The following is an 18587-nucleotide window of genomic DNA, read 5'->3' on the forward strand; positions in this document are numbered from 1 at the left end:
CTCATGCGGTCGGCTCCTGTTCGGGGGTATCCTCGGCGGCGCCGAGAAACCCGCCCGACTGCCGCGCCCAGAACCTAGCGTAGAGGCCCTCTTCGGCCAGAAGCGCCTCATGGGTGCCCTGCTCGACGATGCGGCCGGCCTCCATCACCACGATCCGGTCCATCTGCGCGATGGTCGACAGCCGGTGGGCGATGGCGATCACGGTCTTGCCCACCATCATCCGGTAGAGCGTCTCCTGGATCGCGGCCTCGACCTCTGAATCGAGGGCAGAGGTCGCCTCGTCGAGGATCAGGATCGGCGCGTCCTTCAGGATCACCCGGGCCAGCGCGATCCGCTGCCGCTGCCCGCCCGACAGCTTCACGCCCCGCTCGCCGACATGGGCGTCGAACCCGCGCCGGCCCTGCCCGTCCTCGAGCCCGAGGATGAAGTCATAGGCCTCGGCGCGCTTCGCCGCCTCGATCATCTGCGCCTCGGTCGCATCCGGGCGACCGTAGAGCAGGTTGTCGCGCACCGAGCGGTGCATGAGGCTGCTGTCCTGCGTGACCATGCCGATCCGCGCGCGCAAGCTATCCTGCCGCACCGCGCCGACATCCTGCCCGTCGATGGTGACCCGCCCCGCCTCGACATCGCGGAACCGCAGCAGAAGCCCGACGAGTGAGGATTTGCCCGCCCCCGAAGGGCCGACAAGGCCGATCCGCTCGCCCGGGCGGATCGTCAACGAGACATGGTCCAGCCCGCCCGATCCGCGCCCGTAGTGGTGGCTGACGTCCTCGTAGCGGATCTCGCCGCGGGTCAGGGCCAGCGGCGCGGCGCCGGGCGCATCGGTGACGGTCTGCGGCACGGCAAGGCTTTGCAGACCCTCGCGGATCGTGCCCAGATGCTCGAAATAGCGGACCGTCATCCACATCAGCCAGCCGGTCATCGTGTTCAGCCGCAGCGCCATGGCGACGGCGGCGGCGACCTCGCCGACAGACAGCCGCCCGTCCGACCAGAGCCACAGCGCAGGGCCCACGACGAAGAGCAGCGCGGCGGAGTTGAAGACCGCCAGCGCCCCCTGCTGCGCCGCGAAAAGACGCATCAGCCGGGCAAAGCGCAGGTGCAGCCGCGCGATGGCGCTGCGGGCAAAGCCTTCCTCGCGCTCGGCATGGGCGAAAAGCTTGACCGATTCGATGTTGGCGTAGCTGTCGACGATCCGCCCGGTGACCCGGCTTTTCGCGTTGCTGAACCGCTCTGAGGCCTCGCCCGCCTGCGGCGCGAACCACAGCACGAAGGCGATGTAGAGCACGATCCAGCAGGCCAGCGGCAGCGCCAGCCAGGGGCTGAAGCCGATCAGCACGATCAGCGTCACGATGGCAAAGACCGCGCCTTGCCAGAAGGCCTCGAAACACAGGAAGACACCGTCCTCGACCGCCGCGCCGACCTGCATGACGCGGTTCGACAGCCGCCCGGCGAAGTCGTTCTGGAAGAAGACGACGGGCTGACCCAGCAGGTGCCGGTGCGCGCGCCAGAGGGTCTGCGCCAGCAGGTTGGTCGAGATGCCCGAGAACAGGATCATCGCGTTCAGCGCCACGACGAGGGGGCGCAGCACCAGCAGCAGCAGTGCCGCGCCAACGAGTTCCATCCCATTCTCGGCCCAGAAGCTGTCCGGCCCGGCGGCCATCAGGTCCACGAGGCGCCCGCCGTACCAGATCAGCGCCAGTTCCAGCACCGCGACGCCCAGCCCCGCGAGGGAGGCAAGGATCAGGATCCGCCGCAGCGGCGCCAGATGCGTGCGCACGAAGCCGGTCGCCGTGCGCGGCGGCGTCGCCGCCTCGTAGGGGGCGAAGGGATCGACCTGATCCTCGATCCAGCGGGCGACGGGGCCGCGCGCGGCCCGTCTGACACGTCCCAACATTATTCCGCTGCCTCCGCACCAAGGAACCCGCCCGACTGCCGCGCCCAGAGACGGGCATAAAGGCCGCCCTCCTCCAGCAGCGCGCCATGCGGGCCATCTTCGACGATGCGCCCGCCTTGCATGACGATGACGCGGTCCATCCGGGCGATGGTCGACAGCCGGTGCGCGACGGCGATCACCGTCTTGCCCTCCATCATCCGGTAGAGCGTCTCCTGAATCGCGGCCTCGACCTCCGAATCCAGCGCCGAGGTCGCCTCGTCGAGGATCAGGATCGGCGCATCCTTCAGGATGACACGGGCCAGCGCGATCCGCTGCCGCTGCCCGCCGGACAGCTTCACGCCCCGCTCGCCCACCTGCGCGTCGTAGCCGCGCCGCCCCTGCGCATCCTCGAGGGTCAGGATGAAGTCATGCGCCTCGGCCTTGCGGGCGGCGGCGATGACCTCATCCTCGCTGGCATTGGGCCGGCCATAGAGGATGTTGTCCCGGACCGAGCGGTGCAGAAGGCTGCTGTCCTGCTGCACCACGCCGATGGCCTGGCGCAGACTGTCCTGCGTGACATGGGCGATGTCCTGCCCGTCGATGGCGATCACGCCACGTTCCGCGTCGTAGAACCGCAAAAGCAGCTTCACCAGCGTCGACTTGCCCGCCCCCGAGGGGCCGACGAGGCCGACCTTCTGGCCCGGCGCGATAGACAGGTCGATCCGCTCCAGCCCGCCGGTCTCGCGCCCGTAGCGATGGGTCAGCCCCTCGATCGTGACCGCGCCGCGCGGCACGTCGAGCGGGCGCGCGCCGGGACGGTCGAGCAGGGTCACCGGCTGGGCAATCGTCTCCATACCCTCGGCGACGACGCCGAGGTTGCGGAAGAAGGTCGAGACGGCCCACATGATCCAGCCGGTCATCGCGTTCAGCCGCAGGCACAGCGCGGTCGCCGCGGCGACCACGCCGACGCTGGCCGAGCCGATGGACCACAGCCAGATCGCCCAGCCCACGACGCCGACGATCAGCAGCCCGTTCAACAGAACGAGCGAGCCGTCCATGATGGTGAAAAGCCGCATCTCGCCCTGGTTGGTGCGGCGCGCGTTCTCGATCGCCTCGTGGGCGTAGTCGACCTCGCGCTGGTGATGGGCGAACATCTTCACCGAATGGATGTTGGTGTAGCTGTCCACGACGCGCCCCGTGACCTGGCTGCGCGCGTCCGAGGCCGCCTCGGAGGCCGGGCCGACCCGGCGGATCGTCCAGCGCAGAAGGCACAGGTATAGGCCCAGCCAGACCGCCATCGGGATCAGCAGCCGCGCATCCGCGTCCAGCAGCAGCACCGCGGCGCCGATGACATAAGCCATGGCGAAGGTGATCGCGTCGAACATCTGGAACACCGCCTCGCCGGCGGCGGGCGGGGTCTGCATGATCCGGTTGGCGATGCGCCCGGCAAAGTCGTTCTCGAACCAGCCGACGGACTGGCGCAGCACGTGCCGATGCGCCCGCCAGCGCACGATGGTGGCAAAGTTCGGCACGATTGAATTGTTCAGCAGCGCCACGTTGCACAGCTGGATCGCGGGCCGCAGGATCAGGATGAACAGCGCCACGGCGATCAGCTCGGCCCCGTGGGCGCGCAGCACCTCGGAGGGATCGCCGGCCAGCAGGTTCACGAGGCGGCCCATGTAGGCCAGCAGCCAGATCTCGATGGCCGCGACGATCACCGCCGTGACGGCGGCGGCGGCGAAGACGCGGCGAAAGGGCCGCATGTACTGGCGCAGGAACGGCCAAAGCCGCGTCGGCGGGCGATCCGTTTCGTCATAGGGGACGTAGGGATCGACGAGGGTTTCGAACAGGCGGAACACGGGCGGAAGGCTCTCAAAGAAAGGAATGGCGGCGCGTTGGATGCAGGCGGCGGGACAAGATCCGGGCCACCAGGAACGGGATCTGTCCGGTCAAAGCCGGTGCTTGATAAACCCGTTATCCATGCGCGATTCCTCCTTTGGACGGATTTGGCTTACACCCGGCTGCTGCAGCTGTCACCCCTCTTGGCCGCGCCGGCGCCGAGGCGGCGATTGACAGGCCGTCGGGTGGCGCCTAACAAATACCCGACAAGTTTTGTCTGATACGGCGTGGCACCCAGTGCCGCCCCGCCGGGTCCGGAGGCGCCGGCATGACCAAGCAGCACAGTTTCCCCGCCGATCAGGGCCTGCCGGCCGATGCCCTCGGCCAGCCCGTCCTTCTGGGCCGCAGCTTCGGCCGGGTGACGCAGGCGCATGCAGGCTCTCTCGAGCATTTCGCGCAGGCGGGCCTCCCCCGGACCGAAGAGGACCTGATCGGCGCCTTTCCCTTCGCCCGCGGCGCGCCGGGCCATCTCTATGCCACCGCGCCGGAGGCGATGCCCGACCGGCGCGACGCGCCGCCGGCGCTATGCGCACCGCCCGTCCCGGTCCCCGAGCCCGCGCTCTATGGCGAGGCGGTGCGCAGCCTCGCCGCGCGGATCCGCCAGGGCGGGCCGCTGAAAAAGGCCGTGCTCGCCCGCATGCTCGAGGTGCGGACCGATCGCCCGCTCGACCCCCTGCAGGTGGCCCTGCGGCTTTGCGAGGATCCCGACATCACCGGCTACTGCTTGCCGCTGCCGCCACGCGGGGCCGGCGCGCGCTGGCTGGTCGGCGCCACGCCCGAACTGCTGCTGGACAAGCGGGGCGCCGCCATCCGCTCGCATCCCTTCGCCGGCTCCGCCCAGCGGTCGGAAGACCCTGCGCAGGACCGCGCCGCCGCCGGGGCCCTCGAAGCTTCGGCCAAGGACAGGGCCGAGCATCGGCTGGTGGTCGAGTACATCCACGACATCCTCGCCCCTCATTGCCGCCACCTGTCGGTGCCGAAGGGGCCGGCGCTGCACCGAACAGCCTCGCTCTGGCACCTCGGCACCTTGATAGAGGGCGAGCTGGCGGATCCCGAGACCCCCTGCCTCGCGCTTCTGGCCGCGCTGCACCCGACCCCCGCTGTCGCCGGCCAGCCGCTGGCCCCCGCGCTCGACAGCATCGGCGCGGCAGAGCCCTTCGAGCGGGAGTTCTACGCCGGAACGCTGGGGCGGGTGACAGCGCAGAACGACGGCACATGGTACGTCACCCTGCGCTGCGCGATCATCGAGGGCTGCCTCGCCCGCCTCTTCGCCGGGGCCGGCATCGTCGGCGCCTCCGACCCTGTCTCCGAGATCGCCGAGACCTCGGCCAAGTTCACCGCGATGTGCCGCGCACTCGGCCTCGATACCCCAGATTGACCCACGAAGAGGCGTCCCCTTGGCCCTGCCGACGATCCCCGACTACCCGCTGCCGACCAATCTGCCCGCCCCGCGCGCGCCCTACGCCTTGCAGCCCGGCCGGGCCGCGCTGCTGATCCACGACATGCAGCGCTACTTCTGCGCCGCCTACGGGCCTGACGCGCTGGAGCGTGACGCCTCCCCCCTCGCGCAGGCCGCGCAGGGCATCGCGCGGATCGCGGCGGCGGCGCGGGTAGCGGGGATGCCGGTCTTCTACACCGCGCAGAAGGGCGACCAGTTCCGCCCCGACCGCGGGCTGCAGGCCGATCTCTGGGGGCCGGGCATGCAGGCGATCCCCGAGCATGAGGCGATCATCGCCCCGCTCGCCCCCGAGGCCGGCGACATCACCCTCGTGAAGCATCGCTACAGCGCCTTTCAGCGCTCCAACCTCGAGAGGCTGCTCAGGGCGCGGGGGCGGGATCAGCTCGTGATCACCGGCATTTATGCCCATATCGGCTGCCTCGCCACGGCGGCGGAAGCCTTCCAGCGCGACGTGGAGCCCTTCTTCGTCGCCGATGCCCTCGCCGATTTCTCGCGCGAGCGGCACGAGATGGCGGTCAATTGGGTCGCCTCCTGCGCCGGGGTGCCGCTGAGCGTGGCGCAGGCCACGGCGCGGATCGAGGGCGCGTGATGCAGCTGACGGGGTTCGAAGGACAGGCCGCCTTCGTCGCGGGCGCCGGCGGCGGCGTCGGCCGCGCCGTCACCGCCCTGCTGGCCGAGGCCGGGGCGCGCGTCATGGCGACCGACCTGCCGGGCGTCATGGGGGACGCGCCGCAAAGACCGGGCGTGACATGGGCCCCGCTCGACGTCACCGACGCCGAGGCCGTCGAGGCCGCGCTCGAGGCTGCTGAGCAGGCCTTGGGGCCGATCCGGCACGGCATCTTCTGCTCCGGCATTCTGCAGACACAATCGCTTCTGGACACCAGCGCCGAGGATTGGCGCCGCGTCATCGAGGTGAACCTGACGGGCGGCTTTACTGTCTGCACCGCGCTGGGGCGGCGCATGGCGGCGCAAGGCGCGGGCGGAATCGTCGCCGTCGGCTCGAACGCTGCGGGCATCCCGCGCCTCGGCATGGGCGCCTATCCGGCCAGCAAGGCCGGGCTGCACATGCTTATCCGCTGCCTCGGGCTGGAGCTGGCGCCGCATGGCGTGCGCTGCAACATCGTCGCCCCCGGCTCGACCCTGACGCCGATGCTGAGGGGGATGTGGGCCGATCCCTCGGGCGCCGAGGCGACGATCGCCGGCAACCTCGCGACCCACAGGACCGGCATCCCGCTGGGCAAGCTGGCCCGGCCCGAGGATATCGGCCAGAGCGTGCTCTTCCTGCTGTCGGACCAGGCCGGCCATGTCACCATGGCCGATCTCTACGTCGACGGGGGCGCCACGCTTCGGGGCTGAGGCGCGGCCGCGCAGCGGGCGCCCGGCGGCACGGGGCTCGATGCCCCGCGCCGCCGGCCCCCCTTTCAGGGCAGGGCCAGCAGGGCCTGTCGGTCCAGCGCAAAGCCAGAGGCGATCCAGGCCTCTTCCAACTGCTTCAGACGCGCGCCCAGCGCCGCCCCCTGCCAGTCCGGCATCAGGTCCTTCGCGGCTATCGGGAATTCCGCCCCTGCCCCGGTCTTCGCCGCCTCCGCGGCCTCGCCCGGCAGTTCGCGCCCCTCCATCGCCGCGCGCACCGCCAGCGCGTCGAGGCCATCCGCGGCGCCCAGCCTGTAGCCCAGCGCCAAGGGGCTATCGACGCCCGAGGCGCCCTCACGCAGCCGATCCAGCCGGGCAGCCTGCGCCTTCGACAGCCGCAGCATCGTCTCGGGCTCCTGCCCGCCGATCATCGCCAGCCGCCGGAGCGGATCGGGCGCACGCCCGACCGATTGTTCCACGTGAACCAGAACCGCCAGCGCACTGCCCCCGGCGCCGGGCAGGATCTGCCCCAGCGCCCCGCAGCGCGCCATGGAGGCCAGCGCCGGCGCCGGATCGGGCGCGGCCAGCAGCTTGAGCAATTCCGCCCCCACCCGCTCCTTCGAGAGGGCGGCAAGATCCTCGACCGCCTCGGCGCAGGCGGCGAGGCCATCGACGTCGATGCCGCTGCCGGTATCGCCGTACCAGGCGTAGAACCGGAAGAAGCGCAGGATGCGCAGGTGATCTTCCGCGATGCGCGCGGCCGGATCGCCGATGAAGCGGACATGCCGCGCCTGAAGGTCGGGCAGGCCGCCAAGCGGGTCGTGGATCACCCCGTCCGATGCGGCATATAGCGCGTTCATCGTGAAATCGCGCCGCGCGGCATCCTGCGCGATGTCATCGGTGAAGGCGACGCGGGCCTTGCGGCCGAAGGTCTCGACATCGCGGCGGAAGGTCGTGACCTCCACCGGCTCGCCATGGGCGACGACGGTGACGGTGCCATGCGCGATGCCCGTAGGCACCGGCTTCAGCCCCGCAGCCTCGGCCAGGGCGACGACCTCTTCGGGGCGGGCGTCGGTGGTGAGGTCGAGGTCGCTGACCGGCGCGCCGATCAGCGCGTTGCGCACGCAGCCCCCAACGAAGAAGGCCCGGTGTCCCGCCGCCTCCAGCATCCCCGTCACCGCCCGCGCGGGCGGCGCGGTCAGCCAGGGGGCGGTCAGTTGCGGCACCCCTAGCGGCATCTGTCCATCCGCTCCGCCAGGCCCTTCAGCATGCGCGCCGTCGCGCCCCAGATGTAGTTCGGTCCCCATGGCACCACGACGTAGCGTCGCATCGCGCCCTGCCAACGGCGGCCGTCGATGCGGTAATTGGCGGGATCGGCCAGATGGGCCAGCGGCACGGTGAAGATCTCGGCCACCTCGCCCGGCTCGGGCCGCCCCTCGAAGGGGCCCTCCAGCAGCGCCAGAACGGGCGTGATGCGAAAGCCGGTGACGGTGACGTGCTGCGGCAGGGTGCCCAGCACCTGTGGCAGCCCCCGCGGCAGGCCGATCTCCTCTTCCGCCTCGCGCAGGGCGGCGGCGACGGGTCCCTCGTCCTCGGGTTCGACCTTGCCGCCCGGAAAGGCGATCTGCCCGGGATGATGCTTGAGCAGCGGAGAGCGCTTGGTCAGGATCACCTCGGCCCGCCCGGCCTGCCGCACCACGGCGATCAGCACCCCGGCCTCGCGCGGGGGCCGCGGCGCAGCCTGCGCGGGCGCGGGGTTCAGCTCCCAGTCGGACGTGCCGCTACCGGGCGCATCGAGCGCCCGGCGCAGCCAGCCTTCGACAGGGTCCGGGGCGGTGTCAGTCATTCCCGCCCGCGGCATCCGGGCCCTCGGTCGCCTCGAACCCGAGCGTCGCGGGATCGAACTCGTAATGGGCGCCGCAGAACTGGCAGTCGGCGGTGACGATCCCCTCGTCCGTGGTCATCGTGGCGATGTCCTTGGCCGAGTAGATCGACAGGCTCTGCCGCACCTTTTCCGCCGAGCAGGAGCAGCCGAAGGCCACCGGCTGCGCGTCGAAGACGCGCGGCGTCTCCTCGTGGAACAGCCGCACCAGCAGTTCGGTCGGGGTGACCGAGGGGCCGATCAGCTCGAGCGCGTCGACCGTGTCCAGCAGCATGTTGGCGCGGGTCCAGTTCTCGCCGTCCTCGCCCTCGAGGATGTCGTCCGAGGCCAGAAGCCCGTCCTCGCCCGATCCGCCCTCGCCGCCCTTCATCAGGGGACTGGCCTTGGGCATGTGCTGCAGCATCACGCCGCCGGCGCGCCAGCCCTCGGGCTGACCCGGCACCTGGCTGCGCCCGAAGCTGAGCGAGAAGCGTGTCGGCAGCTGCTCGGACTGGGCGAAATAGGTCTCGGCGCAGGAGGCGAGGCTGCCGCCGGCGATCGGCGTGATCCCCTGGTAGGGCGCCATGCCCTCGCCCTGGTCGATCAGGATCGCGAAGTAGCCCTTGCCGATCAGGTCGAAGGGATCGCCCTGGTCGCCCAGGCGGTCGGCGTCGTAGCTGGCCCAGGCGCGGATGCGCGCAGGCTCGCCCTCGGCGGTGGGGGCGTAGTAGTCGGTCGCGATCAGCCGCGCCGGCCCGTCGCCGCGCACCTGCAGCGACAGCTTCCAGCGCAGCTTCATGGTCTGGCCGATCAGCGCGGTCAGCAGCGTCATCTGCGCCACCAGCGACTCGATCTGGGCGGGATAGTGGTGCTGCTGCAGAACGCGGTCGATCACCCCGTCGAGGCGGGCGACGCGGCCACGGATGTCGGATCGGTCGAGCTGGAACGGCAGCACCGTGTCGTCCCAGGCAATGCGGGCGCCAAGGCTCATGGGCTTTCCTTGCGGGTCGGGGATGTGGTTTACTGGCGCGATGTAGGGACTGAACGGCAGGGGGAAAAGGGGGCATGATCAGGCGCTACGGTGAGACGCCCCGCCCGGGGCAGGTCTATCGCCGCCGTCCGGGGGTCTATGCGATCCTGCCGATGCGGGGCGGGCTGCTGCTGACGGCGCAGATGCCGGGGCCGGATCTGCAGCTGCCCGGCGGTGGTATCGACCCGGGCGAAAGCCCGCTGCGCGCCCTGCACCGCGAGGTGATGGAAGAAACCGGCTGGCGCATCGCGGCGCCGCGCCGGCTGGGCGCCTTTCGCCGCTATGTCTGGATGCCGGAATACGGTCTCTGTGCGGAAAAGCTGTGCCACGTCTACCTCGCCCGGCCCGTTCGCGCGCATGGCCTGCCGACCGAGGCGGGGCATGTGCCCTTCGTCGCGCCGCTCGAGCTGGCGGCCGAGATGCTGGGCAATGCCGGCGACAGGGCCTTCGTCGCCGCCTTCGCCCGGCAGTCCGCGTCCCGCTAGCCTGCGGCGCGGGTCCAGCGGATCAGCGCCAGTTCCTCGGCCTCGGCATCTTCCTTGCGGGCGCGCTCCTGCGCCTCGGCCCGCTGGGCCGAGAGGCGCGCCATCTCGTAGGTCTTGACCTGGCGAAACCCCTCGCGCACGCCGTCTTCCAGCCCCTCGGCCTCGGCCTCGGCGCGGGTGGCCGCGGCCTCCAGCGCGGCGACCTCGGCCCGCACGGCGCGCATGTAACCGGGCAGATAGGCGGCCGTCTCGAGGTGCAGGTCCTGCGTCTCCTCCTGCATCCGCGCGACCAGCGCCGCCCCGCCGCGCCGCTTTTCGGCGGCCTCGGCGCGCAGGGCCGCAAGGCGGCGCGCCTCGCCCTCCATCTCCTGCCGGGCCAGCCGCTCAAGCAGGCTCAGCGCGCGCTGACGGGATCGGGCCATCAGCGCGCCGGGGCCTGCGGCAGGGCAGGCGCCTCTGTGGGCTCCGGCACCGCCCCCTCGTCAAGCGCGAGCAGCCGCGCGCGCATCTGGACGAGGATCGCCTCCGGCAGCGGATGGGCCGCCTCGGGCGGCGTCACGGGGCTGGGCCGCGGGCCCGGCGCGGCGGCCCCCGCCGCCTGAGGGCCCGCCAAGGCCGGGCCGCCTGCCAGACCCGCGATCAGGCCCGCCGCGGCCAGCGCCCTCATGGTGCCGGAAGCGCCTTTTGCGCGGCCTCGACGGTGTAGAAGTCCGGCTGCTTCGCCGACGGGATGCTGCCGCGCCCGATCTCGACGCAGATGTTCGGCGGGTGGTTCGCCACGACGGCGACGAAGATGTCGCGGATGATCATGTAGAAGGCGCCTTCCTCCTCCTCGATCTGGCGCAGGCGCATGCTGATCGGCTGCACCAGGCAATAGGCGAGGAAGACGCCGAGGAAGGTGCCGACAAGGGCGCCGCCGATCATCGCGCCAAGGATCTCGGGCGGCTGGTCGATCGAGGACATGGTCTTGATCACCCCCAGCACCGCGGCGACGATGCCCAGCGCGGGAAGACCGTCGGCCATGATCTGGATCGCCGAGGCGGTGGCGAGCCTTTCCTTGTGATGCTTCTTGATCTTGCGATTCAGCACGTCCTCGGTCGCGAAGGGATCGTCAAAGCTCATGGAGAGCATGCGGAAGCTGTCGGTAATCAGCTCCAGCGCGAAGGAATCGGCCATGATCCTTGGGTAGCGGGCGAAGATCTCGCTGGTCTGCGGATGCTCGACATGCTCGTCCAGCGCCAGGATGCCCTTGACCTTGTAGAGGCGCGCCAGCTCGAACATCAGGTTCAGAAGCTCGGTGTAATCCTCCGCCTTCCAGCGCGGCCCCTTCAGGACCTTGAAGAGACCGGCGACGGATCCGCGCAGGATGCCGAAGGAATTGGCGATGACGAAGGCGCCCAGCGCCGCGCCGACGATCATCATCCCCTCGAAGGGCAGCGCGTGCAGGACGATGTCCAGCTTGCCGCCAGAAAGAATGAAGCCGCCGAAGACCAGCCCGAAGGCCAGGGCGATCCCGAGGACCAGGGTCATGTTTACCGTTCCAAATACACAATGCTCTGACAGCAGTATTCTTGCAGCATTGACGATATACCATGTAAAGACAAGTATAGTTTACGGCGAGATTGGCATCTCGTCTGCGCCGATGAGGGACCCATGACCGAGACCGCGGACCGCCTGGCCTTTTTCCTGGACGAAACGGATCTGCGCGGGCTTCACCCGGGCTGGCCGCAGGGGGTCAAGCTCGTCCTCTGCGTCGAAGAGGCCGCGTCGCAGGCGGCGCCTGCCTTCGTGCTGTACCACGAGGACGAGGTCGAGCAGGTGCTGCGCCGCGTCTCCGATGTGCTGGACCGGCCCGCGGGCAGCTTCGCCGTCGTGCCCGAGGTCGAGGGCCATCCGACCCGCCGCGTCCTCTATTCCGAAGAGCAGCAGCTTCTGGCGCATCTCGCGGCGAACGACCGGCTGGGCGAGTTGGCGCAGGACTACCTCATCAACTACCGCTTCGCGCTGGAAGAGGGGCTGGACCCAGCCCAGGTGACGCTGGCGCCGCAAAGGCCGGTCCCGACCGACCGCGCCGATCCTCGGCCCGCGGAAAGGCCCGAGCCCCCCGCACCGGAGCCGGAGGTCGAAAGCGCATGGGCCCCGCTGGGCGCGCGGGACGGCGAGGTGCTGTACCTCGAGGGCCGACTGACCCGCGATGGCGACACGGTGCTGCTGGCGATCGGGCCGGTGACGGCGCAGACACCGATCGTCTGGACCCAGTCCCTCGCCTTCCGGGAGGATTTCCGCAGCTTCCTGCTGCCGCCGGACCTCGCCCGCGGGGCAGAGGCGCAGTGGATCGGCTTTCCGGCAGACCGCCTGCCCCCCGCCATGGCGGCCCTGCTCGAGCGCGGCTGTGCTGCGCGGCTGACGCTTTCGGGCCGCGGGCTGCTGGTCGCGCCCGACCTGCCCTCGGGCAGCCAGGCACCCGCCCCGGCCCTTCCCGCGCCCGCCACGCCCAAACCGGCATCCAAACGCCCTCGCTGGGCCGGCCTCGCCGCCGCCTGCGTGCTGGCCGGCGTCGCCGGGATGGCGACACGCCTTCCCGCCGCCGATGTGACGCAGGCCCCGGCACCGACGCCCGTCGCGGCGGAGTGATGGCGGGCGAGGATTGGCAAGGAACAATCCTCTATTCTTCAGAGTTTGTTAACCAATCTGTATAATATTACTTGTCAGTTCATGTCTGACAGCTTTGACCGACCCATCATGCCCGCCTCTGCCGCCCCAATCCCAGCGAGACTTCGCCAAGGCCATGGCCTGATTCCCATGGCTGGCGGCGTCATCTTGGACGGCGGCCGCCTGTGGCGCGATGCCATCGCCGCTGACGAGGACGGCCTGACCAAGGGATCGGATACCGGTCGAAGCATATCGGCTCAGAAAGAGCCTTCTGTTCGGGTGCACAGGGCAGGGCCGAGGCCATCAATCCTTGACGACCAAGGACCCTGTCGACATTGTGGCAATTTCTTGACATAGATAATCAGACGTTTACTCAGTGCATTCAATTCTTAGCCAAAGCCGGGGATGGTCCATGACCAATACGGATCGCGATACGGATATCATTGCTGAAATCGTTGCCGCCTATGCGGCGCGCCCCGATGTCGGGCCCGACGAGATCGTCGAACTGCTGTCCAAGCTGCGCCAAGAGGTCGGCGGCAAGCCGGTCGAGGCCGCCCCTGCCCCCGCGCCCGCCGCGCAGAAGCCGGTCCCGGCCATGCCGATCGAGCGCGCGGTGACCGAGGATCGCATCTACTGCCTGTGCTGCGGCAAGGGCTTCAAGATGCTCAAGCGCCACCTCGGCTCCGAGCACGGGCTGACCGAGGCTGCCTACCGCCAGATGTTCGACCTTCCCGACGACATGCCGCTGGTCGCCCCCAGCTACAGTCGCAGGAAGGCCGATTACGCCAAGCAGGCCGGCTTCGGCAAATATGACCGCGCCGCCCAGCAGGCCGAGGCGCAGCGCGTCCCCGGCGAGAACATGGCCTAGGCCGCAGCGCTTAACACTTTGGTAACCCTCGGCTGCCACTTCGGCTCCGAAGGGGATCGCGATGCAACGCAACAGGCCGATCATCATCCGCCGCACCGAAGAGGACGGCCACGAGCATCACCATCATGGCGGTGGCTGGAAGGTGGCCTACGCCGACTTCATGACGGCGATGATGGCCTTCTTCCTGATCATGTGGATCATCACCGCCTCGGACGAGAAGCAGCTGCACAGCCTCGCGGAATACTTCACGCCGAGCATCGTCTTCGCCGATGGCGCGGGCAGCGGCCTGCTGCCCGACGAGGCCGCGGAAGCGGAGGATAAGGCCCCCGCCGATGCGGAAGGCCGCGAGGGGCAGCCGCTCTCGCCGAGCTTCGGCGCGGAAAGCCCGCTCCGGGTCTTCGACAGCCGCCTGCGCGAGCAGCCGGCGACCCCGCAGGAGGAGGCGGCGGAGCAGCCCGCGGGGACGGAAGACGGCCAGGAGCAGGCGGCAGAGCGCCAGGAGCGGCTGACCGAGATCGCCAGAGACATCTTCGAGGCCGTCGCGGCCCAGCCCCGCCTCGCGGATCTCGCCCAGAACTTGCGCTTCGCGGTGACCGAAGAGGGCCTTCAGATCGAAGTCGTCGACGATGCCGGGCGGTCGATGTTCCCCTCCGGCAGCGCGGTGATGGAGGCGACGACGCGCGCGCTCCTCTCCGAGATCGGCGCGGCGATCAGGGCGCTCCCCTATCCGATCGAGGTCACGGGCCATACCGACGCCGTCCCCTTCAGCGGGGGATCGCGGCGGGACAACTGGGCTCTTTCGGCCGATCGGGCCAATGCCACCCGGCAGGCGCTGACCAGAGCGGGGGTTGATTCGGGCCGATTCGGCCGAATCAGCGGCCTTGCCGCGACGCAACCTCTGGATCCAGTACGCCCCGAGGCGCCCGAGAACCGGCGCATCGGCATCCTGCTTCGGGATGGCACGAAAGATGCTGTCGCGCAGGGCGCGCCGGAGGCACGCTGACCCGCAAGGCGAAGCGGATTGTCACAACATCCGGTTGCAGCCCCCCGGCCTGTTGCCTTTCCGCGTCATGGGTCGATCCGCGACATAATAGATGCCATCGCCAGGTTTGCCCGTGCAATTGTTTTGCGTACAGTTCTTTTCACAGCAGGTAAAAACCGTAGCCGAAGGTTACATCGACCATGACGATTGGCCCCCTTCTCGAGCTGGTGTGGCAAGGTGCCCTCCGGCCGTCGAGCGGCGCTGCAGAGCAGCGCGCCCAGCGGATGCTCGAGGCGGTTCTGCCCGTCAGGACCATCAGCCTCACGGCATCGCGCGGCATGACGGCGGCCTATGTCCAGCCCGAGAATATCGAGCTGATGCCGGCGCTGTCGCTTGGCGATGTCCTTGCCGAAGAGCTTGACCTCGAGGTGCCCTACGGCGCGCTCGTGGCCATCGCGCCCGCGAATTTGGCGGCCAGCCCTGACGACGAGGCTCTGTCCCGCCGCACCGGCATGGTGCTGGGCGAGGCGCTGCTGGGCGCCATGGAGCGGGGCGCCTTCCCGCTGGCCCACGAGGGCGAATCGCTGGACATACTGGCCTGCGCCTATGGCGCGCTGGCCGGCGGCCCCGAGGCGCAGCGCAGCGGCCTTGTCGCAGGCGCGTTCAGAGCCGGCCTCGCGGCGTCCCTCTCGCGGCACCCGGCCTGCGACCAGCAAGTCGCGGCGGTCGGCACTGCCCGGGACGCCGCAACTGACCCCCGGGCCACCCGCCCCTTCCTCGACATGCACGAGTTGGGCGCGGCGCCGGAAGCGGCGCAGGTGCTGCCGGACCTGCTTCGCTGCGAGGCAGGACTGGATCACGAGGCCTGGATGGCGATGCTGTCGAAGACGGTCTGCGCGGCCCTCGCGGACGGCACCGCCCCGGCCCTGTCCCGCCGCGGCTTCTAGGCCACGGCTTAACCCGCCCGTAACCAAGAAATTCTTCCAAAACGACGCCGGTTGTGGTCATCTATTCTTGTGATAGCAAGGATAGATGGATGATCGCGACCAGCCATCGGGCGGCGCTGAACGAGCCGATGCTCGCCCCCGATGCGGAGCGCGCCGCGATCTGCGCCTGGCAGGACCACCGCGACCCGCGGGCGCTCGAGCTTCTTCTGCGCAGCCATGCCCGGCAGGCTTGGTCCCAGGCCGCCCGCTGGTCCGATACGCCGAGCCAGCTCGAGGATCTGGTCGCGGAAGGCATGATCGGCCTGATGCGCGCCGCGGATCGCTTCGACCGGGCGCTGGAAGTCCGATTCTCGACCTATGCCGCCTGGTCGGTCATGACCTGCGTCACCGCCGCGATCGCCCGCGTGAAGACGGTGATCGACATCCCCGCGCGCACCTACATCGACGCCCGGATGGGCCGACTGACGGGCGAGGAGGCCGACCTGGCGCGGCTGGTCCTGCAAGAGCCCATCGCCCTCGACACCCCCACCTCGGACGGGGCGCCGACGCCCTCCGAGCGGCTGGCCTCGCTCGAACTGACGCCGGAGGAGCGTGTCACCGCCAACTCCTCTGCCGCGGCTCTGGCCCGGCTGCTGAACGCGGCGATGGAGGAGCTGAGCGAGGAGGAGCGCGTGATCATCACCCGCCACAAGTTGCAGGGCGAGGACCGCGACGCGATCGCCGCCGATCTCGGGATCACCCGCGCGCGCCTGCGCCAGCTGGAAGGGCACGCGCTGACGGTCCTGCAGCGGCGGCTGATCGCGCTGGGGTTCACAAGGGCGATGCTGCAATGATCGCGCCGCTGTTGCAGATGGCGCGCTTGCCCGCGTCCGAGGCTGCCCCCGACCCCGCCGCCGCGCCGGATGGCTTTGCCGCGCTCCTGGCCCTGACCCCGCAGACCGGGCCCGCGCCGCAGGCGCCCCCCGCCCCCGCCCCTGCCGAAGTCCTGGCCGAGACCATCGCCGCCCTGCGCGAGGTGATCGAAGCGCGGCTGGAGCAGGCCGAGAGCCCGGAGGAGGCCGCGGTGATCGCCGGGCAGGGGCAGGCGCGCCTCGCGACCCTGCTTCAGGACTTCGACGCGGTCCATGGCACCGCCTTCGCGGCCTTGCTGCAGGAAGAGGCTGCCTTGCAGGAGGGCGCCGATCCCCAAGACGGCCTCCCCGCCCTTTTCGACCGGGCCGGCGCCCTGCTGACGGAGCCCGCACAGCCCGCCGACCTCGCAGGTCCAGCGCCCGCCGGGCATATGGCCGTGCCTCCCCTGCCGGGCCCAAGGCCCTCGGCACAGTGGAGTATCGAAGCGCCGCTGCACCCGGGATCCGGGGTGCCTGCCCGAGCGGAGCCCAAGCCCTCGGCGCAACCGGACCTCGCGCTTCAGGCACCTACCGCCGTCGAGCAACTCTCTGCTTCGCCGCCGCAGGCCGCCGCGCCGCAAAGCCTTCCCCTGCAAGCCCAGCCCCTGCAGACCCAGCCCCTGCAAGCCCTGAGCCAGCCGCCCGCGGCAGCGCAGCCGCCGCACCCCCCCGAGGCGCCGCCGATCCCCACGCAGATCGCCGAGCCGCTGCGCCGGCTGAGCCACGAGGAGGAGCGGACCCGGGTCGAGTTGATGCCCAAGGGCCTCGGCAGCATCGAGATCGAGGTTCACCGCGCCGAGGATGGGCGGCTTCAGGTCGTGCTGCGCGCCGACAACTCCGCCACCCTCGCGGCCCTGCGCGGGGATCGCGAGGGGCTTCTGGGCGCGCTCGGCCAGAGCGGGATCACCGATGCAGACCTCGGCTTCGGCAGCTTCTCGGATCCCCGCCGCGGCGGGCAGACCCGGCGCGAGGCCAGCCCCCGCGACGCAGCGCCCCTGCCCTTTGCCGGCGCCGCGCCCCTGACCCCTGAAGCCCCCGCTTCGGCGCCGCGGACAACCGCGGGCCGCATCGACATCATCACCTGAGGACGGACATGGCCATCGACAGCATCACCCCGACCGGCGCCCCGACCGTTGCAAGCGCGGCGAAAAGCCAGATCTCGGCCGATTACGAAAGCTTCCTGACGCTGCTGACCGCGCAGATCCAGAACCAGAACCCGCTGGAGCCGATGGATTCGACCACCTTCGTCTCGCAGCTCGCGCAGCTGAGCCAGGTGGAGCAGGCGGTGCAGACCAACACCAACCTCGAGGAGATCGCATCGCAGCTGGCGCAGGCCGGCGCCCTGTCGGGGGTGCAGATGCTGGGCCGCGAGGTCAGCACCGCGACGGAGGCGCTGGTGCTGGAGGATGGGACGGCCACCTACGACTACCGGCTTGCCGCACCGGCGGCGCAGGTGACGGCCCGCATCCTGTCCAGCGACGGCACCCTCCTGCGCGAGTTGACCGACCTTGCGACCTCCGCCGAGGACCGCCACCGGATCGAATGGGACGGCCTCGATTCCGAGGGGCTTCCCGTTGTCGGCAGCGGCTTCACCATCAAGATCGACGCCCTCGATGCCGACGGGGCAGCGGTGGGCTACGCAGGCTTCGCAAGCGGGACGGTCACCGGCCTGACCTTCGCCGAGGGCGTGCCGGTGCTGGTCCTTGGCGACGGCACGAAGATCCCCGCGAGCCGCGTCGAGACGGTGAACTGACCGCCTAGCCGCGCGGCACCTCCTGGCTGTAGAGGCCCAGGACCAGCACCTCGGCCCCCTCCGCCAGACCCTCGGGCAATGCCGCGCGGATCGTGGCGCGCAGCGCGGCCTCGTCGATGGGATCACCGGCCAGCGCCGGCCCCTCTGCCGCGGCGGTCAGCGCGGCCAGGATGCCGTCGCGCAGCCGGACCTTGCCCCCGCGCAGGCGCGCCGCCTGCTGCGCATCGCGCGCCGCGAGGGCGAGATCGAGGACCACGTATCGGACGGCCTCCGGCTTCTGGACCGGCAGCGTCATCCGTCCGAGGTCGATCACCAGGCGCCCCTCAGCGGCTTTGGCGCGCGCCCCGTGCTCCACCGCCGGCGCAGCGCCCGCTTCGGCGGCATCCGGCAGAGCGGGACTGTCCGCGACCTCGGGGGGCGGGGGGGCAAGCAGCATGCCGCCCCCGTAGCCGGCCACGCCGGCAAGCAGCGGAAGGCCGATCAGCAGCACTAGGGTCGTCTTCATCGGCGGCCGGCTCCTTGTCATGGGGCTGCG

Annotated in this window: 20 protein-coding genes; 11 read left to right on the top strand and 9 right to left on the bottom strand. The window is 70.4% G+C overall.

The features are described 5' to 3' along the window. Position 1 precedes the first annotated feature (1 nt). A complete protein-coding gene (locus DFP88_RS05410; RefSeq protein WP_110813455.1) occupies positions 2–1894 on the bottom strand; it encodes an ABC transporter ATP-binding protein in 1893 nt (630 codons plus the stop codon). Then, on the bottom strand, positions 1894–3732 hold the full coding sequence (locus tag DFP88_RS05415) for an ABC transporter ATP-binding protein (protein ID WP_110813456.1): 1839 nt from the start codon (positions 3730–3732) through the stop codon (positions 1894–1896). Before DFP88_RS05415 ends, DFP88_RS05410 begins: the two co-directional genes overlap by 1 nt. A 308-nt stretch (positions 3733–4040) precedes the next feature. Between DFP88_RS05415 and DFP88_RS05420 the strand changes: the two genes are divergently transcribed. The 3 genes from DFP88_RS05420 to DFP88_RS05430 are packed head-to-tail and all read left to right on the top strand — an operon-like array spanning position 4041 to position 6587. Continuing rightward, positions 4041–5150, top strand: a complete 1110-nt coding sequence (locus DFP88_RS05420) for an isochorismate synthase (protein ID WP_110813457.1) — start codon at positions 4041–4043, stop codon at positions 5148–5150. Positions 5151–5169: 19 nt separating this feature from the next. Continuing rightward, on the top strand, positions 5170–5820 hold the full coding sequence (locus DFP88_RS05425; protein WP_110813458.1) for an isochorismatase family protein: 651 nt from the start codon (positions 5170–5172) through the stop codon (positions 5818–5820). Then, positions 5820–6587: an SDR family oxidoreductase gene (locus tag DFP88_RS05430; RefSeq protein WP_110813459.1), complete on the top strand. Its 768-nt coding sequence runs from the start codon at positions 5820–5822 to the stop codon at positions 6585–6587. The genes DFP88_RS05425 and DFP88_RS05430 overlap by 1 nt, the downstream gene beginning before the upstream one ends. Before the next feature lie 65 nt (positions 6588–6652). On the opposite strand, the gene DFP88_RS05435 is transcribed toward DFP88_RS05430, so the two are convergent. Genes DFP88_RS05435 through hslO form a run of 3 tightly spaced genes read right to left on the bottom strand, consistent with a single transcriptional unit; the run spans position 6653 to position 9436 of the window. Continuing rightward, positions 6653–7822 (bottom strand): CCA tRNA nucleotidyltransferase, encoded by a 1170-nt coding sequence (locus tag DFP88_RS05435; RefSeq protein ID WP_110813460.1) that lies wholly within the window; start codon positions 7820–7822, stop codon positions 6653–6655. After that, the gene (locus DFP88_RS05440) at positions 7813–8430 is read right to left on the bottom strand and encodes an NUDIX hydrolase (RefSeq protein ID WP_110813461.1); all 618 of its coding nucleotides are present in this window, start codon (positions 8428–8430) and stop codon (positions 7813–7815) included. The genes DFP88_RS05435 and DFP88_RS05440 overlap by 10 nt, the downstream gene beginning before the upstream one ends. Beyond that, positions 8423–9436 (bottom strand): Hsp33 family molecular chaperone HslO, encoded by a 1014-nt coding sequence (hslO, locus tag DFP88_RS05445; RefSeq protein WP_110813462.1) that lies wholly within the window; start codon positions 9434–9436, stop codon positions 8423–8425. Before hslO ends, DFP88_RS05440 begins: the two co-directional genes overlap by 8 nt. 74 nt (positions 9437–9510) lie before the next feature. Here hslO and DFP88_RS05450 point away from each other — a divergent pair, with 74 nt between their 5' ends. Continuing rightward, positions 9511–9960, top strand: coding sequence for an NUDIX domain-containing protein (locus tag DFP88_RS05450; RefSeq protein ID WP_110813463.1), 450 nt, complete (start codon positions 9511–9513; stop codon positions 9958–9960). On the opposite strand, the gene DFP88_RS05455 is transcribed toward DFP88_RS05450, so the two are convergent. From DFP88_RS05455 to motA, 3 genes are read right to left on the bottom strand one after another with little or no spacing between them, the layout of a single operon-like run. Beyond that, positions 9957–10382 (bottom strand): hypothetical protein, encoded by a 426-nt coding sequence (locus DFP88_RS05455; RefSeq protein ID WP_110813464.1) that lies wholly within the window; start codon positions 10380–10382, stop codon positions 9957–9959. The genes DFP88_RS05450 and DFP88_RS05455 overlap by 4 nt on opposite strands. Beyond that, the gene (locus tag DFP88_RS05460) at positions 10382–10627 is read right to left on the bottom strand and encodes a hypothetical protein (protein ID WP_110813465.1); all 246 of its coding nucleotides are present in this window, start codon (positions 10625–10627) and stop codon (positions 10382–10384) included. The genes DFP88_RS05455 and DFP88_RS05460 overlap by 1 nt, the downstream gene beginning before the upstream one ends. Next, positions 10624–11490: a flagellar motor stator protein MotA gene (motA, locus tag DFP88_RS05465; RefSeq protein WP_110813466.1), complete on the bottom strand. Its 867-nt coding sequence runs from the start codon at positions 11488–11490 to the stop codon at positions 10624–10626. Before motA ends, DFP88_RS05460 begins: the two co-directional genes overlap by 4 nt. 123 nt (positions 11491–11613) lie before the next feature. Here motA and DFP88_RS05470 point away from each other — a divergent pair, with 123 nt between their 5' ends. The 7 genes from DFP88_RS05470 (at position 11614) to DFP88_RS05500 (ending at position 18052) form a co-directional block, all read left to right on the top strand. Next, entirely contained in the window at positions 11614–12594 is a 981-nt protein-coding gene (locus DFP88_RS05470; RefSeq protein ID WP_110813467.1) for a hypothetical protein, read from the top strand. Between the two features lie 430 nt (positions 12595–13024). Then, positions 13025–13480 (top strand): Ros/MucR family transcriptional regulator, encoded by a 456-nt coding sequence (locus DFP88_RS05475; protein WP_110813468.1) that lies wholly within the window; start codon positions 13025–13027, stop codon positions 13478–13480. A gap of 61 nt (positions 13481–13541) precedes the next feature. Further along, positions 13542–14483, top strand: coding sequence for a flagellar motor protein MotB (locus DFP88_RS05480; RefSeq protein WP_110813469.1), 942 nt, complete (start codon positions 13542–13544; stop codon positions 14481–14483). Between the two features lie 179 nt (positions 14484–14662). Beyond that, positions 14663–15409 (top strand): hypothetical protein, encoded by a 747-nt coding sequence (locus DFP88_RS05485; RefSeq protein WP_146227427.1) that lies wholly within the window; start codon positions 14663–14665, stop codon positions 15407–15409. 89 nt (positions 15410–15498) lie between these two features. Further along, positions 15499–16242, top strand: a complete 744-nt coding sequence (locus tag DFP88_RS05490) for a sigma-70 family RNA polymerase sigma factor (protein ID WP_110813471.1) — start codon at positions 15499–15501, stop codon at positions 16240–16242. A 17-nt stretch (positions 16243–16259) separates the two neighbouring features. Further along, positions 16260–17384 (top strand): flagellar hook-length control protein FliK, encoded by a 1125-nt coding sequence (locus DFP88_RS05495; protein ID WP_181418567.1) that lies wholly within the window; start codon positions 16260–16262, stop codon positions 17382–17384. An 8-nt stretch (positions 17385–17392) separates the two neighbouring features. Beyond that, on the top strand, positions 17393–18052 hold the full coding sequence (locus DFP88_RS05500; RefSeq protein WP_110813473.1) for a flagellar hook assembly protein FlgD: 660 nt from the start codon (positions 17393–17395) through the stop codon (positions 18050–18052). 4 nt (positions 18053–18056) lie between these two features. Here the strand turns inward: DFP88_RS05500 and DFP88_RS05505 are convergent, their stop codons facing one another. After that, entirely contained in the window at positions 18057–18557 is a 501-nt protein-coding gene (locus DFP88_RS05505) for a hypothetical protein (protein WP_110813474.1), read from the bottom strand. Positions 18558–18587: the final 30 nt, after the last annotated feature.

It is taken from the genome of Pseudoroseicyclus aestuarii, from assembly GCF_003217255.1.
Classification (GTDB): Bacteria; Pseudomonadota; Alphaproteobacteria; order Rhodobacterales; family Rhodobacteraceae; genus Pseudoroseicyclus; species Pseudoroseicyclus aestuarii.

What these genes read in the sequence shown, in the direction of transcription:
- DFP88_RS05410 (WP_110813455.1), bottom strand. Translation starts at nt 1,894, where the DNA reads ATGTTGGGACGTGTCAGACGGGCCGCGCGCGGCCCCGTCGCCCGCTGG.
- DFP88_RS05420 (WP_110813457.1), top strand. Translation starts at nt 4,041, where the DNA reads ATGACCAAGCAGCACAGTTTCCCCGCCGATCAGGGCCTGCCGGCCGAT.
- DFP88_RS05430 (WP_110813459.1), top strand. Translation starts at nt 5,820, where the DNA reads ATGCAGCTGACGGGGTTCGAAGGACAGGCCGCCTTCGTCGCGGGCGCC.
- DFP88_RS05435 (WP_110813460.1), bottom strand. Translation starts at nt 7,822, where the DNA reads ATGCCGCTAGGGGTGCCGCAACTGACCGCCCCCTGGCTGACCGCGCCG.
- DFP88_RS05440 (WP_110813461.1), bottom strand. Translation starts at nt 8,430, where the DNA reads ATGACTGACACCGCCCCGGACCCTGTCGAAGGCTGGCTGCGCCGGGCG.
- hslO (WP_110813462.1), bottom strand. Translation starts at nt 9,436, where the DNA reads ATGAGCCTTGGCGCCCGCATTGCCTGGGACGACACGGTGCTGCCGTTC.
- DFP88_RS05450 (WP_110813463.1), top strand. Translation starts at nt 9,511, where the DNA reads ATGATCAGGCGCTACGGTGAGACGCCCCGCCCGGGGCAGGTCTATCGC.
- DFP88_RS05455 (WP_110813464.1), bottom strand. Translation starts at nt 10,382, where the DNA reads ATGGCCCGATCCCGTCAGCGCGCGCTGAGCCTGCTTGAGCGGCTGGCC.
- DFP88_RS05460 (WP_110813465.1), bottom strand. Translation starts at nt 10,627, where the DNA reads ATGAGGGCGCTGGCCGCGGCGGGCCTGATCGCGGGTCTGGCAGGCGGC.
- motA (WP_110813466.1), bottom strand. Translation starts at nt 11,490, where the DNA reads ATGACCCTGGTCCTCGGGATCGCCCTGGCCTTCGGGCTGGTCTTCGGC.
- DFP88_RS05470 (WP_110813467.1), top strand. Translation starts at nt 11,614, where the DNA reads ATGACCGAGACCGCGGACCGCCTGGCCTTTTTCCTGGACGAAACGGAT.
- DFP88_RS05475 (WP_110813468.1), top strand. Translation starts at nt 13,025, where the DNA reads ATGACCAATACGGATCGCGATACGGATATCATTGCTGAAATCGTTGCC.
- DFP88_RS05480 (WP_110813469.1), top strand. Translation starts at nt 13,542, where the DNA reads ATGCAACGCAACAGGCCGATCATCATCCGCCGCACCGAAGAGGACGGC.
- DFP88_RS05485 (WP_146227427.1), top strand. Translation starts at nt 14,663, where the DNA reads ATGACGATTGGCCCCCTTCTCGAGCTGGTGTGGCAAGGTGCCCTCCGG.
- DFP88_RS05490 (WP_110813471.1), top strand. Translation starts at nt 15,499, where the DNA reads ATGATCGCGACCAGCCATCGGGCGGCGCTGAACGAGCCGATGCTCGCC.
- DFP88_RS05495 (WP_181418567.1), top strand. Translation starts at nt 16,260, where the DNA reads ATGGCGCGCTTGCCCGCGTCCGAGGCTGCCCCCGACCCCGCCGCCGCG.
- DFP88_RS05500 (WP_110813473.1), top strand. Translation starts at nt 17,393, where the DNA reads ATGGCCATCGACAGCATCACCCCGACCGGCGCCCCGACCGTTGCAAGC.
- DFP88_RS05505 (WP_110813474.1), bottom strand. Translation starts at nt 18,557, where the DNA reads ATGAAGACGACCCTAGTGCTGCTGATCGGCCTTCCGCTGCTTGCCGGC.